This window comes from Alteromonas sp., from assembly GCF_984505615.1.
Window position 1 is genome coordinate 120,710 of sequence record NZ_CFHOXV010000006.1, and the last position, 15,531, is coordinate 136,240.

Consider the following 15,531-nt stretch of genomic DNA (forward strand, 5'->3'; position numbering starts at 1 on the left):
ATGCCCGAATAGTGGGGTGGGAAGCTAATCTGTTTTGCATTGGATTCACAAATGAAGCAAGTTAAAGCTGATAAGACCGCTGAAATGGAAACCTTTTTAACGGTGGCGAAACTGGGCAATTTAAGTGGGGCGGCCAGAGAACTCGGTCTGACACCATCGGCAGTGAGCCGGATGATGACCCGGATAGAAAAGCGTTTAGGCGTGCGGCTACTTGTCCGTTCTACCCGCAAACTTTACTTAACCAGCGAAGGGGAATCTTATGCCCTGGCTGCCCGGCGGATCTTAAAAGATGTCGAAGAGACCGAGCGCGCCATTTCCGACCGCGCCAGCCCAAGCGGTTTAATTAAAGTGAGTACCGCAACGGCTTACAGTCGTCTAACCATGATTCCCTTGTACAAAGAGTTTTTAGAGCGCTATCCCAACATCAAAATAGAAGTCGAAGTGAGCGATAAAATCAGCAATGTGGCCGACGGACACATCGATGTCGCAATACGCTTTGGTCCTTTACCTGACAGCAATTTAACCGCCAGGCGCTTAGGAGAAACCGGCAGAACTGTGGTCGCATCACCCAATTATTTAGCGCAGGCGGGCATTCCTGAAACACCCGCCGACTTAAAGCACTTTAATTGCTTGGATTTTAGCTTCCAGCGCATAGAGCCCGGCTGGCCTTTTCGTGAAAATGGTGAAGATTATATTCTGCCCATAGAAGGGAATATGACGTCGAACAATGGTGAAACGCTAGTTGAACTTACCATGGCTGATATTGGCATTACCCGGGTCGGTAACTTTCATATCGAACAGGCGCTCGCATCGGGACAACTTGTTCCACTGCTAGAAGACTTCAATCCACAAGACAAAGAAGTCATCCATGCTGTGTTTATCGGCGGGCGACACATGCCCGCCAGAGTGAGGGTGTTTGTGGATTATCTGGTTGAGAAAATGGCTTCTAATTCCTAAGGATCATTTATCGCTTATATCACTCTGCCTGTGTTCACATGAACTGCAAATAAGGTTTTCTTTTGCAACGGGCAGAGAGCGGTTTTGTTAGAATTACAACCTTTATTGTCAGAATGCGCTACTCAGGTTGCTCCGGGTTTGCTGATGTTCAACGCTATTTAAGTATTTAAGGTCTGTTGTGAAAAAAGTCGGTATTTTCGTTGACGTGCAAAACGTCTATTACACCACCCGCAGTGCGTTTAAACGCAACTTTGACTACAACCGTTTCTGGGCTGAGGTAACTCACGACAGGGAAGTGATGACCGCCAATGCTTATGCCATCAATCGCAATGACGAAAAGCAGAAGCAGTTTCAGAATATTCTCAGGGCTATTGGCTTTGAGGTGAAACTGAAACCTTTTATTCAACGTGCCGACGGCAGTGCCAAAGGTGATTGGGACGTGGGCTTAACGCTGGACATGATGGAAGCAGCGGAATATTGCGACGTACTTGTTCTGGTGTCCGGCGACGGTGATTTTGATTTGCTGGTTCAGCGTGCCCGTGAAAAGCACCAATGTGAAGTGGAGGTGTACGGTGTTGAAGCGCTGACTGCCGACAGTCTGAAACGTGCAGCTGACCGCTTTGTGCCGGTAATGGATATTCTGCTACTCTAAGCGCCTTTTTTTGTTCCCAGAATAACGACTACAAACCGGATTAGTTCATGCGCTTCAAACTCCCGTCATCAGCCAAAGCTGTGGCTTTATCATTACTCACTGTTCTCTCTTTTTGTGTAACGTCTTTCAATTCGGTGGCAGAAACCGCAGCCTGGGCTCAGCCTGAGAAGGAACTGATGGTACCGGTAGAAGGCGGCAAGATTTATGTGCGCTTAAACGGCCTTGAACATAAAAACGCCACACCAGTGATATTTATTCACGGTGGTCCGGGTGGCACTCACAATGGCTTCGCCGGTATGACGGAGCTGGCCAACGATCGTATGGTGATCATGTACGATCAACTCGACAGCGGTAAATCAGAGCAGCCAAACGACCCGGCCAACTGGCGGGTAGAACGCTTCGTTGATTCTCTGGAGACCATTCGCAAGACACTCGAAATCGAACAGTGGCATGTTGTGGGCCATAGCTGGGGCTCGGCGCTGGCACTGGAATACTCGGCTAAATATCCGCAGCACACCGTGTCTACGGTTTTAGGAGGCACGTTTATTTCAACGCCACATTGGATCATGGATGCAAACCTGCTGGTAAAAGCCGCCCCGCAAGACGTACAGGCAACGCTGAAACAGTGTGAATCAGCGAAGCCACCGGAAGGCGACGTTTGTCGCAAGGCTTACACCAAACTTTATTCTGTTTATTACACCCGTGGTATTGGTACTGAAGCGGCCAGAGCCTACTACGAGAACGTCGGCGGCAACGGCTTTAATCCGCTTATCTACAACAAAATGTGGGGACCGAGTGAGTTTTCATCTACCGGCGTGCTAAAGAGCTACGATGCCACCCATTTACTGGCAGACATCGACCCGATGAAAACCCTGTTTATGATTGGTCAATATGACTCAGCCCGGATTGATACGGTGCAGGACTATCTGGCACTGACGCCGGGGGCAGAATTGGCTGTGGTACCCGGTGGTGCACACGGTTTCTATAACGACCGGCCACGCATTACGTTTGCATTGTTGAAAAGCTGGTTGGACAGGAAAGATCCTCAAGCTGCTGAGCCTGAATAACAAAAAGGGCGCCGGCAGAAATCAGGCCGGTGTATAAATTTCTACATCGCCTTTGCGCTGCTTTCCATTACGCCCGGCCTTGTCCTGCCGCTTTGCTTTCTTAAGCGGCGGGCATAAATCATCGTTGTTGTAATAAACAATACATTCCAGACACTGCACGCACTCGTTGTAATTGATATCACCTGTGGGCGTGATGGCTTTGATGTCGCATTTGTGATGACACAGGGTACAGGGGTTGCCACAAGCCTTGCGACGGGTAAGCCATTCACCGGCGTGGAAGTAACCGAGCACCGCTAAACCAGCGCCCAGCGGGCAGACATAGCGGCAGTAGAATTTATTGATCCACAGGCCGGCAACCAGCAAGGCTACGGCATACAAAACAAACGGCCAGGTACGTACAAACTGCAATGTGATAGCGGTTTTGAACGGTTCCACTTCTGAGGCGATTTCAGCCACTCTCACTGAGGCGAAAGAGGTGATTACCAGGCCAATCAGAATGGCGTACTTAACCCACCAGAGTTTACTGTGAGTGTCGAAAGGCACCTTCTTCTGACGGATACGCAGCTTTTTCGCTATCCAGCCCACCATTTCTTGCAGTGCGCCAAACGGGCACAGCCAGCCGCAGAAGATACCGCGACCAACAATAAACAGACTTACGAATACGTAGCTCCAGAGAATGAAAAGAATGGGGTCCATCAAATACATATTGATGTCGAAACCATTAATCACACTTTGCAAGATTGGATAAATATTGACGATGGAAAGCTGTCCCTGCCACAGCCAGCCAATGAAAATCAGTGTGTAGGTCAGGAAACTCCAGCGAACCCAGCGGAATAGCTTCTCGTTAGCCGACAAACGATGCTGGAAGATAAAAATCAACGTGACCAGAATAAGGCTTACCACCAGAACGGAAATATCCACGATGCGGTTTTCCCAAATCCGAACCCAGGGCGCTTTCGGCGCTTCTTCTACAACGGCTTCAGCAAAATCAAACAGGGATTCAGGCAAGCTGTAGTCGTCGTGCAGGTGCAGTTGATTGCGGATGAGGTGGTTGCGGGCAATATCAATATTCAGGTTCAGCGACATGGTATCACCGGGGTTGAATCCGGACTGGGTGTTTACCACGAATACCTGCACATCGTCGCTCTCAGGCATGCCTGCGCCCAATTGCTGGTCGGCATAACTATAGAAGTTTAAATCCCGCATGGGGAAGGGCAAATCATTCTGCGTCAGCGAAATGCGATTGGCTACCGTGCCGGGTTTGAAGTCGTCTTCCAGATAGCTGAAGAAACCTTCTGACATCACCAGGAATGCCTGTTCATTGGGTTTGAGAATACCCATTAAACGTTGATATTCGCTGTCACCCAACAAATTACGCCCGATATTCGGGGCGTTCAGGTAGGCGTAATACACGTCGAAGTTATCGTAAGAAAGTTCAAAGGTATCGCCGGGGAAGGTTTCGAGCTCAATGTTAAAACCACCGGCCATGTCCTGCTGGCTGATACGCCATTGACGAACCAGACCTTCTTCCAGCAACTGCTGCCAGCTTTTCTCCTCAAACGTGTCTTTCGGTGTGGCCAGCGGGGAGCTGGCGAACCCGGACAATAACTGACGCGCAACTTTCAGCGAAGACAGCAAAATGGTGTCGTTAATGATGATCACCGACACCGTGGCTTTGGTCACGCCATCCACATGCACCGTAGAGAGGTCGTCCGGGTTATTCCTGGCAGCAGAATCTACAATTACCCGCTGGCCCACATTCACGCCTTCATACTGGTTTATGAAATTGAGCATGGGTTCAGGGCCGAGCCCGTGCAGGAAAATGGGCTCGTGGTGATTGATTATCCGGATGCCTTTCACATTTCCGGCTGTGTCGATGCCGATAAGCAGGTTGATACGGGTACCTGAGAAGCCGGGTAAATTCACCAGATCATTACTGGCAAATACATAGCCCAGCAATTCCTGTAACTGATAAACCGGTTGCACGGGGACACCGGTTTGTTTTTCGCCAATGAGCGTGGCTTTAGGAAAGATGGATTGGATAAGGGAATCATTGATACTGACTTCTTCGGCCTGTGCGGTGAATGCGCTGATGCTGAATAAAACGGTGCAGAGGAGCCTTAAAAAGGCAGTATGAATGAATCCTGTCATGAGTCGGGTCCTTAAAAAAGAGCGGGCGTCAGGTCCATACCAGCTCTTTGAATAAAAACTCGTAACAGGGTTGTGGGACCAAAGCCCTGCTACGATGCCCGCGTTACGAGCGAGGCAACTTGAAGGTCCAGACTGTGCCGCCCTGGTTGATATCTTTTACGCGTTTGGCAACTTCACCACCCCAAAGAGGTACTGCGCCGCCCCAGCCAGACAAGATACTCAGGTATTGCTCACCGTCCATTTCCCATGTAACCGGAGAACCGACGATGCCTGAACCGGTATTGAACCGGTAAACTTCTTCACCTGTTTTGGCATCGAAGCCCATCAGATAGCCTTCAGGTGTACCGGTAAAGACCAGGTTACCCGCAGTGGCCAGAACACCGCCCCACAGAGGTGCGTTGTTTTTATATTCCCAGACAGTTTTACCGGTCTTAGGATCGATGGCTTTCAGTGAACCGATGTGATCTTCGTAAACAGATTTGATAGTGAAACCAGAACCCAGGTAAGCCGCACCTTTCTTATAGCTTACCGGCTCGTTCCAGATGTCCATGCCCCATTCGTTAGAAGGTACATAGAACAGACCTGTGTCCTGGCTGTACGCCATAGGCATCCAGTTCTTACCACCCAGGAATGAAGGTACTGAGAATACAGTTTCGCCTTTCTCACCGTTCTCGCTGTCAGCAGGGTTACCCGGGCGACCGCCCTCTTTGTAAATTGGCGTACCATCATCATTCAGGCCTTCAGCCCACGTGATACCGCTGACGAACGGGAAGCCACGGAGGAATTCGCCGTTTTCACGGTTAAGTACATAGAAGAAACCGTTACGGTCAGCCGTTGCGGCCGCTTTAACGGTTTTACCTTTTTCTTTATAGTCAAACGCAATCAGTTCGTTTACGCCGTCGAAATCCCAGCCATCATGTGGTGTGGTCTGGAAGTGCCAAACGATTTTGCCTGTGTCAGGATCGATAGCCAGACGTGAAGAAGAGTACAGGTTGTCACCAGGACGTAAGTGAGAGTTCCACGGTGCAGGGTTACCTGTACCCATGAAGATCAGGTCTTGATCAGGGTCGTAAGTACCGCCAAGCCATGTTGCTGCACCACCTGTTTTCCACAGGTCGCCAGTCCAGGTTTTGTTTGCTTCACCACCGGTGATGCCGTTTTCTTCACCGTTCAGGTAACCCATGTGACCTTCAACAGTAGGACGGGTCCATACCAGTTCACCGGTTTTCGCATCGCGGGCTTCAACTTTACCTACGATACCGAATTCACCACCAGAGATACCTGTTACAACCATGCCTTTAACAATCATAGGCGCAGCAGTGAATGAGTAACCTGCTTTATAGTCACCCATTTTCTTACGCCATTTCACTTTACCGGTTTTCTGGTCAAGGGCGACCAGAATCGCATCCAGCGTACCGAAGATAACCAGGTCGTCATACAGTGCGGCACCACGGTTGATAACGTCACAGCAAGGCATGATGCCGTCTGGCAGACGGGCTTCGTATTGCCACAGCTCATCACCGGTTTTAACGTCAATGGCATAAATACGTGAATAAGAACCTGTTACGAACATCACGCCATCGTGTACCAGAGGCTGTGATTCCTGACCGCGCTGTTTCTCACCACCCAGCGAGAACGCCCACACAGGGTGCATTTTCTTAACGTTTTTTGTATTCAGTGTGTCCAGCGGGCTGAAGCGCTGTCCGCGCGGGCCCATGCCATAACTTAAAACATCGCCGGTGGTATTAGCGTCGTTAAGTATGTCCTTATCGGTAACGCCTGCCGCCTGAACACCGCCTAAGGTGCTAAGAGACAAGGCCAGACCGACAGCAGAGCTAATCAGGTGACGTGAAACTGTTCGACTTTTCATCAGGTTTCTCCAGTAGTTCAACAGGTGCTTCGGTGGTCTTTCCACCTTTTTACACAAGCGGCTCGTCTGAAAAACAGTTGTATTAGTTGGGAACGTTCTTCTTACGGCCTTGCATTATTGTTAATCCGTCCTCCGGACCCTAAGCATGGAACATCTTCGGACGACGACATGGTCAGTATTAGCTAATGTTTTTTTAACAACCATTAAACCTTGGATTATCATTTTTACTCCCTTGGTAGTAATACCCCGAAAAACGGGTCAAAAAGCGAGGGTGAGAAGCACAGGGAAATAACACCAGGTCAATAGGTTATGTAGTCTGCATAACAAATCGTGATGAACGCGGAACAGTGTGTCTGGGGATGTATCAGCACTGAAACGGACGGGGAAGATTTAATTAAAATGGGAAGCGTGTTTATGTCGGGACCACGCTCCCCGTATGCCCGGTTATTCTTCGGCGTATAACCCGGGTACCGTGTAGGTAATCTTGTAGTCATCAAAAATGGCTTTCATGCGACCGTCTTCGATCATGGGAACAGTGATGTCTTCAATGGCATAAGCCAACTGCCGGTAATCCGTTTTCACCGCCATACCAATATCCCAGGCTTTAATGCTCATTGCAGCAAGACCGGTAGCATTGATGGTGTATTGTTCGGAGGCAGGTTGTGCCCATTCCAGTTGTGACTGCATGCCGGCAACAGCAGCGACTTCCCCTTTTTTGAACAGGTCTATGCCGTCAAAGGTGGTGGTAATATGCACCATGTTTTTCCGTAATCTGCCGCCAATGGTTGAACCTAAAAAGGTGTCCGGAAGTGAGTCGATTTCCACGGCAATTTTCTCGTACTGGAAAATCGCCAGTGTGTCGATGCCATTGGTTTTTTCAGTATTCTTCAGCAGCGCCCATTTTTCACGGTGATAAGGGCCGAACATCACCACCATTTCATTACGGGGCAGACCGTATCCGTCAATGCCGTAACTGAATTTACGGTCGTAAGGAACACGCAACATCAAATCCGCTTTCTGGCGGGTAATGATATGGCCTTTCCATACTGCCTGTCGTAAATCATCTTCCAGATTTTCATCGGCATTAATCCACATCCAGCGTGGCTCAACACCTAATCCTGCAGCGATGGCTTTCCCTACTTCAATGTCGACACCGGCGGGAGATTCATCGTCCAGAAAAGAATAAGGGGGGAAATTATTGTAGACCGCAATGGTGATATAGCCTGACTCAATAATATCGTCATAGCTTCGGGCCTGAACTGAAAAAGCGCTGCCTGCCATAAAGGCAGCCAGCGCAAGGCCCGTTATCCAGCAACGTAATAAGCGAGCCATAGCTGTTACTCGGGGGTGCCGCGAGTTTCGATGTAAGATTTGATTGCCCACATTGCTTCCTGACTAAGGATGCCTTCGAATGGCGGCATGTAAACACGGCCGTCGATAACTGCACCGTTACGGATACGCATCATGAACCAGTCGTCAGCTTCTTCCTGACTGAAGAATTCGTTTTCGTCATTCAGTTTACGCAGATCCGGAGTAATACCGCCAGAAATAACCTCCAGGCCGTGGCAACGGGCGCAGTTCTGGTTATAGGCAGAGTCACCAATTTTGATTGCCAGCTCATTACCAGTGTAAGGGTTCGTGGCTTTCCATTCCTCGCCCAGTTGAGGTAACGCGCTGGTGTCCACTGCCTGTGGTGTAACATCGCCATGAGCAAGCGCCTGCGCTGAAGACACAGCGATAACTGCTGCCAGCGTACTACGCAATATGGTTGAGAAATTTTTCATTTATACATCTCCAAAAGTTGTCAGATAGTGTCAATGCTGGTTAGAGTTGGCGGACAACTTGAGTAGGTTTTGTTGTGTTTGCGACATAACCAGATACGTTTTAAAAGGTAGGTGATATGCCGGATTCGTCCAATTGTACTAAGGTAGTAAACCTTTCATCCTTTGTGCTCATTCATAATGGACGGGTCATCAACTAGTATTTAGTTCACCTTCGCAAAAGGAGTACCGGTATGTTCGCCCCACTAATAACGATAATGGCGACACCTGGCCTGGCAATACCGCTGAAAGCTGCATCACGTTATGTAATGCGGTTGCTGGCTCTGCCGTGTCTGCTAAGCCTGCTGGTGCCCGTCTCACAATCCTTTGCTGAAGACTTACCGGTAAATATCGCCTATGTAAAACAAACCGGACTGACGTCTTCTGCTTCACTGGCGCTGTTTAAAACTCCTGAAAACAATGGTGTTGCCGGCGCTTTGCTGGGGACGGATGATTCCAATACCACCGGTCGCTTTCTTAAACATCGCTATGCGCTGACGGTGCTGGAAGATACCAACGGAGAGGCTCTCACCGGCAAAGTACAGGCGTGGCTTAAAGCCAATAGCGGGCCGCTGATCCTGGATGTGCCCGACAGTACCTTGCAGGCAATTCTGGCCCTGCCCGGTGCCGACGCCGGGCTGATGCTCAATGCAACAAACAAATCTGACAGCTGGCGGCAAAATCAATGCCGGGCCGGTTTACTGCACACTTCCCCGAGTTACGCCATGCTGGGCGATGCACTGGGTCAGTTTCTGATGGCAAAACGCTGGCGGGAATGGTTATTAGTCACCGGTAACGGTGAAGGCGATAAAGCCATGGCGCAGGCGTTTGAACGGGCATCAAAACGCTTTGGCACCAAAATTACCGGGCGTAAAACCTGGACCTTCGACACGGATTTACGCCGTACTTCCCAGCAGGAAGTACCCGCCCTGACGCAGGGGGAAGATTATGACGTGGTGCTGGTGGCAGATACTCAAAACCTGTTTGGCTTTTATTTACCGTACAACACCTGGCTGCCCCGTCCCGTAGCCGGTACCCACGGACTCAAAGCCGCTTCCTGGCATCGCAGTATTGAACAGTGGGGCGCTATCCAATTGCAAAACCGCTTTTTTGAGGCGAATCAGCGCCCTATGAATGACGACGACTTCAACGCCTGGCTTGCTGTAAGAGCCGTTGCTGAAGCGGTCACCCGAACAAAATCGAATAACTCTGCTACGCTTTATCAATACCTTATGAGCGATAAATTTGAGCTGGCAGCGTTCAAAGGACGCAAACTGACCTTCCGCCAGTGGAACGGACAACTGCGTCAGCCCATCCCGTTAGTGCAGCCGGAATCTCTGGTTTCCCAGTCTCCTCAGGAAGGTTTTCTTCATCCCGTGACGGATTTAGATACGCTGGGGTATGACAAGCCGGAAGTCCGTTGTTCCATGGTCAAGGAGTAAGTATGAATTCGTTGGTTCTCCCCGCAATGATGCTGTTCGCCAGCCCTGCTTTGGCGGGTGTTGCATATGTGTCGAACGAAAAAGATGACACATTGACCCTCATTGATACCGGTTCACTGGAAGTAATTGAAACCATCGAAGTGGGTATGCGGCCAAGGGGGATTATTTTCAGCAATGACTATAAATACCTGTATATCTGCGCCAGCGATTCAGACGCAGTGCAGGTCCTTGATGTAAGTACCAACAGGATCATCCATAATCTGCCTTCCGGTGAAGATCCCGAGCAGTTCGCGCTGCATCCCAATAACCATCACCTGTATATCGCCAACGAAGACGACGCCGTAGTCACCGTTGTCGATACGGAAAAACGGGATGTGATTGCACAGATTGACGTGGGTGTGGAGCCTGAAGGTATGGCTGCCAGTCCTGATGGTAGATGGGTTATCAATACCTCTGAAACCACTAATATGCTGCACTGGATTGACGCCTCAAATCAGCAACTGGTAGACAACACACTGGTCGATCAGCGCCCCCGCCACGTGGAGTTTACCAAGGACGGTAAAACCGTCTGGGCTTCGTCAGAAATTGGCGGAACCGTTTCCATCGTTGATGTGGACAGCAAAGCGATTACGCAGGTGATTAATTTCAAAATTCCGGGAGTGCACAGGGATAAAATTCAGCCTGTGGGCGTGAAACTGACTGATAACGGTAAATATGCGTTTGTAGCACTGGGTCCTGCGAATCATGTAGCGGTGGTCGATGCGAAAACTTATGAAGTGCTGGATTATCTGCTGGTGGGACGTCGTGTATGGCAACTCGCCTTCGCCAACGATCAGTCTTTGCTGTTCACCACCAATGGTGTGAGTGGCGATGTATCAGTCATCGATACAGATAAATTAAAAGTAATCAAAACCCTGAAAGTGGGACGTTATCCCTGGGGCGTGGCGGTGAAGCCATGAGCCTGGCATTATCTGTCGCAGGCTTGCAGTTCGGTTATCAGCAAAAGACAGTACTGCACAATGTGAACCTGAACCTGGAACAGGGCCGTTTCTACGCGTTACTTGGCCCGAATGGCGCGGGTAAAAGTACGCTGTTCAACCTGCTTTGTCAGTTGCTGCAAAGTGCGGAAGGTGACATTTTTGTGGGCGGTCATGATACAGCCAAAGCCCCGCGCAAGGCGTTAGCCGCATTGGGTATCGTGTTTCAGCAAAGCACGCTGGACTTAGATTTAACTGTTTATCAGAACCTGAATTATCATGCCGGCTTGCACGGCATGTCTGCCTCTGCAACGAAAGACGCCATAGCGCGGGAACTGGCCAGATTTGATTTGACCGGGCGACAGCATGAGAAAGTGCGCTCACTGAACGGTGGTCACCGCCGCAGAGTAGAAATTGCCCGCGCGTTGCTGCATGAACCCGCCATTTTATTGCTCGACGAGGCCAGTGTGGGGTTGGATATGCCCACCAGAGACAGCATAAACCGCCATATTCGCGACCTGTGCTCTGAGAAGGGCATTACTGTGTTGTCATCTACCCATCTGGTGGATGAAGTCTTGCCGGAAGATAACCTTATCCTGTTACATCAGGGGAACATTTTGCTGGATATGCCCTGTCAGACTGCTCTCACTGAATATCAGGCCGGTGACGTAAAAGCCCTGTACCGGCAACTGACCACACAGGATGAAGCAGCATGAAGTACTGGATGGCATTTAAAGGTATTGTGGTGCGTGAAATGTGGCGTTTCTGGCATCAGAAGGCGCGGCTGGTCAGTGCCCTTGTGAGGCCGTTATTGTGGCTGATTGTTTTTGCCGCAGGTTTCAGAGCTGCACTGGGTATCGCTATTATTCCGCCTTACGACACCTACATCACTTATGATGTATATATTATGCCGGGTCTGGCGGGCATTATTTTGCTGTTCAACGGTATGCAAAGCTCACTGTCCATGGTGTATGACCGTGAAATGGGAAGTATGAAAGTGCTGCTCACCAGCCCGCTTCCCCGCCCGTTTTTACTGATAAGTAAGCTCATTGCCGGCGCTATTATTTCGTTACTGCAGGCCTATGCCTTCTTTTTGCTGGCGTATCTGCTGGGTATCGAAGTACCGGTTATGGGCTACATATACGCAGCACCGGCATTGCTGGTTGGTGCATTAATGCTTGGCGCTCTCGGGCTTTTACTGTCATCTTTCATCAAACAACTGGAGAACTTTGCCGGTGTAATGAATTTCGTGGTGTTTCCCATGTTTTTTCTTTCATCTGCGCTGTATCCGTTGTGGAAACTGAAAGAGTCGAACGAGTGGTTATACTGGATTTCGCAATATAATCCTTTTACTCACGCAGTAGAACTGATTCGTTTTGCGTTATATGAGAGCTGGAATCCCACCGCAGGTTGGGTCACCTTTGCAACTACCGTCGTATTTTGCGGTATTGCAATTTGGGGCTACGATCCTAAACGTGGAATGCAACAAAAGAAGAAGCCGGGTAAATAACCCGTGCATAGTGCTCGACAGGCCTGTGCGGAATTTACTACTATCAGTCATGAATTAACAAAAGGTTTACAATTATGGTAGAAATCCTGGTTGCAGATGATCATCCACTGTTTCGCTATGCCATTACCGACTTTGTCGAGCGGAATATAGCAGAAACAAAAACCATTACCTGTACAGACCTTGATGCTGCAATTGAAGTGGCTGAAGAGAATCCTGATATTGATTTGGTGCTGTTAGATCTGAACATGCCGGGTATGGATGGTCTGAACGGCATTGTGCGGTTTCGTAATCAATTTCCCGAAATCCCTATTGTGATAGTCTCAGCGGAAGAAGATAAGAATGTGGTGCTGCAAGCATTTACATATGGAGCAGTGGGTTTTATCACCAAGTCATCTAGTTGTGAACAGATTGTCGCTGCGTTAGAGCAGGTGCTTTCCGGCCAGGTTTATCTGCCACCGGATATTATCCGTAAAAGTGGTACCGGCAAGCCGAAAGACGAGAACAGCGCACAGCAAATTGATCCTAAATTAATTGCAGCACTGACTCGCAGACAACTGCTGGTGTTCGAGTGTATTGCGAAAGGCAAATCGAACAAGCAAATCGCCTACGAGCTGAATATTGCGGAAACCACCGTTAAAGCTCATGTTTCAGCCATCTTAAATAAACTGAACGTACACAACCGCATTCAGGCTGCACTGTGCGCGGCGAGTATCGATTTCAATCACTATCTGATGCGTTGAATAAAACGTAATGGAATTTAACGGAAGTGGCTGGCCGGGTTCAGCCAGCAGGTGTGTTGTATAACTGCCAGGCGATGGCACACAGTGCTACAGCAATAATACTGTCGAAAATACGCCAGCGAAGCGGGGATTTCAGCAGCTTTTTCAGTGCCGGAGAAAACAGCACCAGACTGCCGAACCACAACACTGAACCGGTTGTTGCACCCAAAGCAAATACCAGCGGTTCAGGTTGCAGAGCACCGATACTGCCCAGCAGAACAACGGTATCCAGATATACGTGGGGGTTCAGTAAGCTGATTGCCAGCGCGGCAAGACTGGTTTTCCACCATGCTTTGGCAGCTTTTTCTGCATGAAGAGTCAGGCCCGACGACCCTTCGTAAGCCCGTTTGGCCGCACCAAAAGCAAGATAGAGCAGAAATGCCACACCTGCCCAGGTCAGCCAGGGAATGAGTCCCGGGATCCAGGTTTTGATTTCACTGGCGGTAAAAACGCCGAGAAAAATCAGTACGGCATCACAGAGTATGCAGGTCAGGGCAATTGCCAGCCGGTTAGCACCGGCCATGCTTTGACTGAGCACCCAGATATTTTGTGCACCAATAGCAATGATCAGGCTCATACCTAATCCCATTCCGGATAAAAATGATTGCACAAAGGGCTCCCGCTCAGTAATTCAACAGTTGATGACAACACACAGGCGCTAGATTAATGGCATTTTTACTATTAATCTAATGACTATATCTATCTATACATTCCTGATATTCATGATTGATTACCAGTTACTTGATGCGCTGTCCCATGTGATTGCGGAAAAAGGCTTTGAGAGAGCGGCGAAGAAAATGTTTCTGACCCAGTCAGCGGTGAGTAAACGCATTCATCAGTTAGAAGCACTGTTAGGACAGCCGGTACTGGTGCGGACACAGCCACCTTCTGCAACGGCACTGGGCAAAAGACTGCTGAATCATTTGCAGCAAGTCCGGCAACTTGAAGTGGCTCTGAACGTTCAGGGTATTGCCGGTCACGATGTTCAATCCGGTCCGTTAACAGTAAAGCTTGTGGCTAACGTGGATTCACTGGCCACCTGGTTACCGGCGGCACTGGCGATAACGGAAGAAGAGGCGGGATGTCAGTTTCAGTTCGAAATCATTACGGAAGATCAGTCCATTGCCCTGCAGCGCATGAAAGCAGGAGAGGTCATGGTTTGCATATGCTCATCAGCGGAAGCGGTAAACGGGGGCAAAGTGAGTTCACTGGGCGCGCTCCGGTATAAAGTGATTGCGAGCCCTGCGTTTATTCGCCGGTACAATATTACCGGGCCTGAACAGCTCAGCGATGCCCCTTGTCTGGTGTTTAATGAACACGACAGGCTCCAGCACGATTTTTTACAGGAAGTAAACGGCAGCACACCCTCTCTGGTGCATCTCTGTCCGTCCTCTGAAGGGTTTAAGCAAGCCATGCTGGCCGGCATAGGATACGGCTTGTTACCCGTGCTGCAACTGAATAAAGAACTGGAAAACGGAGAGTTAGTCGACCTGATGCCGGGTTATCACGTGGATACGCCTTTGTACTGGCATTACTGGCAAACAGAAAGCCCGCAACTTAAAACACTTCGGGAGTTTGCTCTGCGCGAATCTGCAAAGCGGTTGGCTTAGTGGTGGAGGGGCCTTCAAATTCTGACTAATCTTAGAATGCCGCGCAAAATTGTGCTTTATTTCATTTAAAATCGTTTGCTACCTCCTTGGAACAAGCAGAACTCCTGTAATTATCCCCCTGCTTTTTCCTACCGGAACATCAATTGATCTGTCCCATTAACCAGTTTTCCATTTTTACAAAAATTGCATAATGAATTCGTCATAAGGCATTCATAATTAATTATATTGAGGAAAAAAATGGACGGTTTAACGAAAACAGCAACATCGTTGATGAATAGAAATGAAGCTAGTCAGCTTGACGAAAGTTCCTTGACAGAATTGACGTCACATGAAATTTCACTCGTTTCCGGTGCGGCAGATTCCTCGACTCAAGTTGCAGTTGGCGCTGCCGCTGGTGGAGCCGCTGTGGGAATTGGATCTGCTGCCTTTGGAGCGTCATGGGGTTCCGTGGGGGTTGGACTTGCATTTGCAGTTTCGCCTTTAGCGGTTGTCGCTATAGTCGGACTGACTGCGGTCGCTGGGTATTCAATTGCCTCAGCAGCACTCTCTGCTTGATACGCTTTAGGATGAATTTTTAATTAAAAGGGTATGCTCTAAGGCGTAACCCTTTTTTCTAAATAGCAAAAACCATATCAAGTGAAATCTAATAATGAAAATTAGATACAACAGAAAATATTTGTCAGGAAAAATACAATC

At 49.2% G+C, this 15,531-nt stretch carries 14 protein-coding genes; 9 read left to right on the forward strand and 5 right to left on the reverse strand.

The window, feature by feature from the left end:
• Positions 1 to 51 precede the first annotated feature (51 nt).
• From AC4PME_RS06270 to AC4PME_RS06280, 3 genes are all read left to right on the forward strand, one after another.
• Positions 52 to 957, forward strand: coding sequence for a LysR family transcriptional regulator (locus tag AC4PME_RS06270; RefSeq protein WP_491045810.1), 906 nt, complete (start codon positions 52 to 54; stop codon positions 955 to 957).
• A 178-nt stretch (positions 958 to 1,135) separates the two neighbouring features.
• A complete protein-coding gene (locus tag AC4PME_RS06275) occupies positions 1,136 to 1,609 on the forward strand; it encodes an NYN domain-containing protein (RefSeq protein ID WP_119502951.1) in 474 nt (157 codons plus the stop codon).
• 47 nt (positions 1,610 to 1,656) lie between these two features.
• Positions 1,657 to 2,676: a proline iminopeptidase-family hydrolase gene (locus AC4PME_RS06280; RefSeq protein ID WP_119502950.1), complete on the forward strand. Its 1,020-nt coding sequence runs from the start codon at positions 1,657 to 1,659 to the stop codon at positions 2,674 to 2,676.
• A 21-nt stretch (positions 2,677 to 2,697) separates the two neighbouring features.
• Here AC4PME_RS06280 and AC4PME_RS06285 read toward each other — a convergent pair whose 3' ends face one another.
• From AC4PME_RS06285 to pedF, 4 genes are all read right to left on the reverse strand, one after another.
• The gene (locus tag AC4PME_RS06285; protein WP_491045811.1) at positions 2,698 to 4,827 is read right to left on the reverse strand and encodes a 4Fe-4S binding protein; all 2,130 of its coding nucleotides are present in this window, start codon (positions 4,825 to 4,827) and stop codon (positions 2,698 to 2,700) included.
• 103 nt (positions 4,828 to 4,930) lie between these two features.
• Positions 4,931 to 6,697 carry a methanol/ethanol family PQQ-dependent dehydrogenase gene (locus tag AC4PME_RS06290; RefSeq protein WP_491045812.1) on the reverse strand — a complete coding sequence of 589 codons (1,767 nt, stop codon included), beginning with the start codon at positions 6,695 to 6,697 and terminating at the stop codon, positions 4,931 to 4,933.
• Positions 6,698 to 7,141: 444 nt separating this feature from the next.
• Positions 7,142 to 8,029 carry a substrate-binding periplasmic protein gene (locus AC4PME_RS06295; RefSeq protein WP_491045813.1) on the reverse strand — a complete coding sequence of 296 codons (888 nt, stop codon included), beginning with the start codon at positions 8,027 to 8,029 and terminating at the stop codon, positions 7,142 to 7,144.
• Between the two features lie 5 nt (positions 8,030 to 8,034).
• A complete protein-coding gene (gene pedF / locus AC4PME_RS06300) occupies positions 8,035 to 8,481 on the reverse strand; it encodes a cytochrome c-550 PedF (RefSeq protein ID WP_119502946.1) in 447 nt (148 codons plus the stop codon).
• Between the two features lie 230 nt (positions 8,482 to 8,711).
• Between pedF and AC4PME_RS06305 the strand changes: the two genes are divergently transcribed.
• The 5 genes from AC4PME_RS06305 to AC4PME_RS06325 all read left to right on the forward strand — a co-directional run bounded on the left by AC4PME_RS06305 (position 8,712) and on the right by AC4PME_RS06325 (position 13,186).
• A complete protein-coding gene (locus AC4PME_RS06305; RefSeq protein WP_491529520.1) occupies positions 8,712 to 9,959 on the forward strand; it encodes an ABC transporter substrate-binding protein in 1,248 nt (415 codons plus the stop codon).
• 2 nt (positions 9,960 to 9,961) lie between these two features.
• Positions 9,962 to 10,918 (forward strand): YVTN family beta-propeller repeat protein, encoded by a 957-nt coding sequence (locus tag AC4PME_RS06310; protein ID WP_491045815.1) that lies wholly within the window; start codon positions 9,962 to 9,964, stop codon positions 10,916 to 10,918.
• Positions 10,915 to 11,652: an ATP-binding cassette domain-containing protein gene (locus AC4PME_RS06315; RefSeq protein ID WP_119502943.1), complete on the forward strand. Its 738-nt coding sequence runs from the start codon at positions 10,915 to 10,917 to the stop codon at positions 11,650 to 11,652. Before AC4PME_RS06310 ends, AC4PME_RS06315 begins: the two co-directional genes overlap by 4 nt.
• A complete protein-coding gene (locus tag AC4PME_RS06320) occupies positions 11,649 to 12,446 on the forward strand; it encodes an ABC transporter permease (RefSeq protein ID WP_119502942.1) in 798 nt (265 codons plus the stop codon). The genes AC4PME_RS06315 and AC4PME_RS06320 overlap by 4 nt, the downstream gene beginning before the upstream one ends.
• A 74-nt stretch (positions 12,447 to 12,520) precedes the next feature.
• Complete coding sequence (locus tag AC4PME_RS06325; RefSeq protein ID WP_119502941.1) at positions 12,521 to 13,186, forward strand: response regulator; 666 nt, start codon at positions 12,521 to 12,523, stop codon at positions 13,184 to 13,186.
• 40 nt (positions 13,187 to 13,226) lie between these two features.
• On the opposite strand, the gene AC4PME_RS06330 is transcribed toward AC4PME_RS06325, so the two are convergent.
• Positions 13,227 to 13,835, reverse strand: a complete 609-nt coding sequence (locus AC4PME_RS06330; protein WP_232373426.1) for a LysE/ArgO family amino acid transporter — start codon at positions 13,833 to 13,835, stop codon at positions 13,227 to 13,229.
• Positions 13,836 to 13,947: 112 nt separating this feature from the next.
• Here AC4PME_RS06330 and AC4PME_RS06335 point away from each other — a divergent pair, with 112 nt between their 5' ends.
• Positions 13,948 to 14,835: a LysR family transcriptional regulator ArgP gene (locus AC4PME_RS06335; protein WP_491045816.1), complete on the forward strand. Its 888-nt coding sequence runs from the start codon at positions 13,948 to 13,950 to the stop codon at positions 14,833 to 14,835.
• Positions 14,836 to 15,531: the final 696 nt, after the last annotated feature.

Excerpts from the sequence above, each read along its gene's own strand:
- AC4PME_RS06270 (WP_491045810.1), top strand. The coding sequence starts at position 52 with ATGAAGCAAGTTAAAGCTGATAAGACCGCTGAAATGGAAACCTTTTTA.
- AC4PME_RS06280 (WP_119502950.1), top strand. The coding sequence starts at position 1,657 with ATGCGCTTCAAACTCCCGTCATCAGCCAAAGCTGTGGCTTTATCATTA.
- AC4PME_RS06285 (WP_491045811.1), bottom strand. The coding sequence starts at position 4,827 with ATGACAGGATTCATTCATACTGCCTTTTTAAGGCTCCTCTGCACCGTT.
- AC4PME_RS06290 (WP_491045812.1), bottom strand. The coding sequence starts at position 6,697 with ATGAAAAGTCGAACAGTTTCACGTCACCTGATTAGCTCTGCTGTCGGT.
- AC4PME_RS06295 (WP_491045813.1), bottom strand. The coding sequence starts at position 8,029 with ATGGCTCGCTTATTACGTTGCTGGATAACGGGCCTTGCGCTGGCTGCC.
- pedF (WP_119502946.1), bottom strand. The coding sequence starts at position 8,481 with ATGAAAAATTTCTCAACCATATTGCGTAGTACGCTGGCAGCAGTTATC.
- AC4PME_RS06305 (WP_491529520.1), top strand. The coding sequence starts at position 8,712 with ATGTTCGCCCCACTAATAACGATAATGGCGACACCTGGCCTGGCAATA.
- AC4PME_RS06310 (WP_491045815.1), top strand. The coding sequence starts at position 9,962 with ATGAATTCGTTGGTTCTCCCCGCAATGATGCTGTTCGCCAGCCCTGCT.
- AC4PME_RS06315 (WP_119502943.1), top strand. The coding sequence starts at position 10,915 with ATGAGCCTGGCATTATCTGTCGCAGGCTTGCAGTTCGGTTATCAGCAA.
- AC4PME_RS06320 (WP_119502942.1), top strand. The coding sequence starts at position 11,649 with ATGAAGTACTGGATGGCATTTAAAGGTATTGTGGTGCGTGAAATGTGG.
- AC4PME_RS06325 (WP_119502941.1), top strand. The coding sequence starts at position 12,521 with ATGGTAGAAATCCTGGTTGCAGATGATCATCCACTGTTTCGCTATGCC.
- AC4PME_RS06335 (WP_491045816.1), top strand. The coding sequence starts at position 13,948 with ATGATTGATTACCAGTTACTTGATGCGCTGTCCCATGTGATTGCGGAA.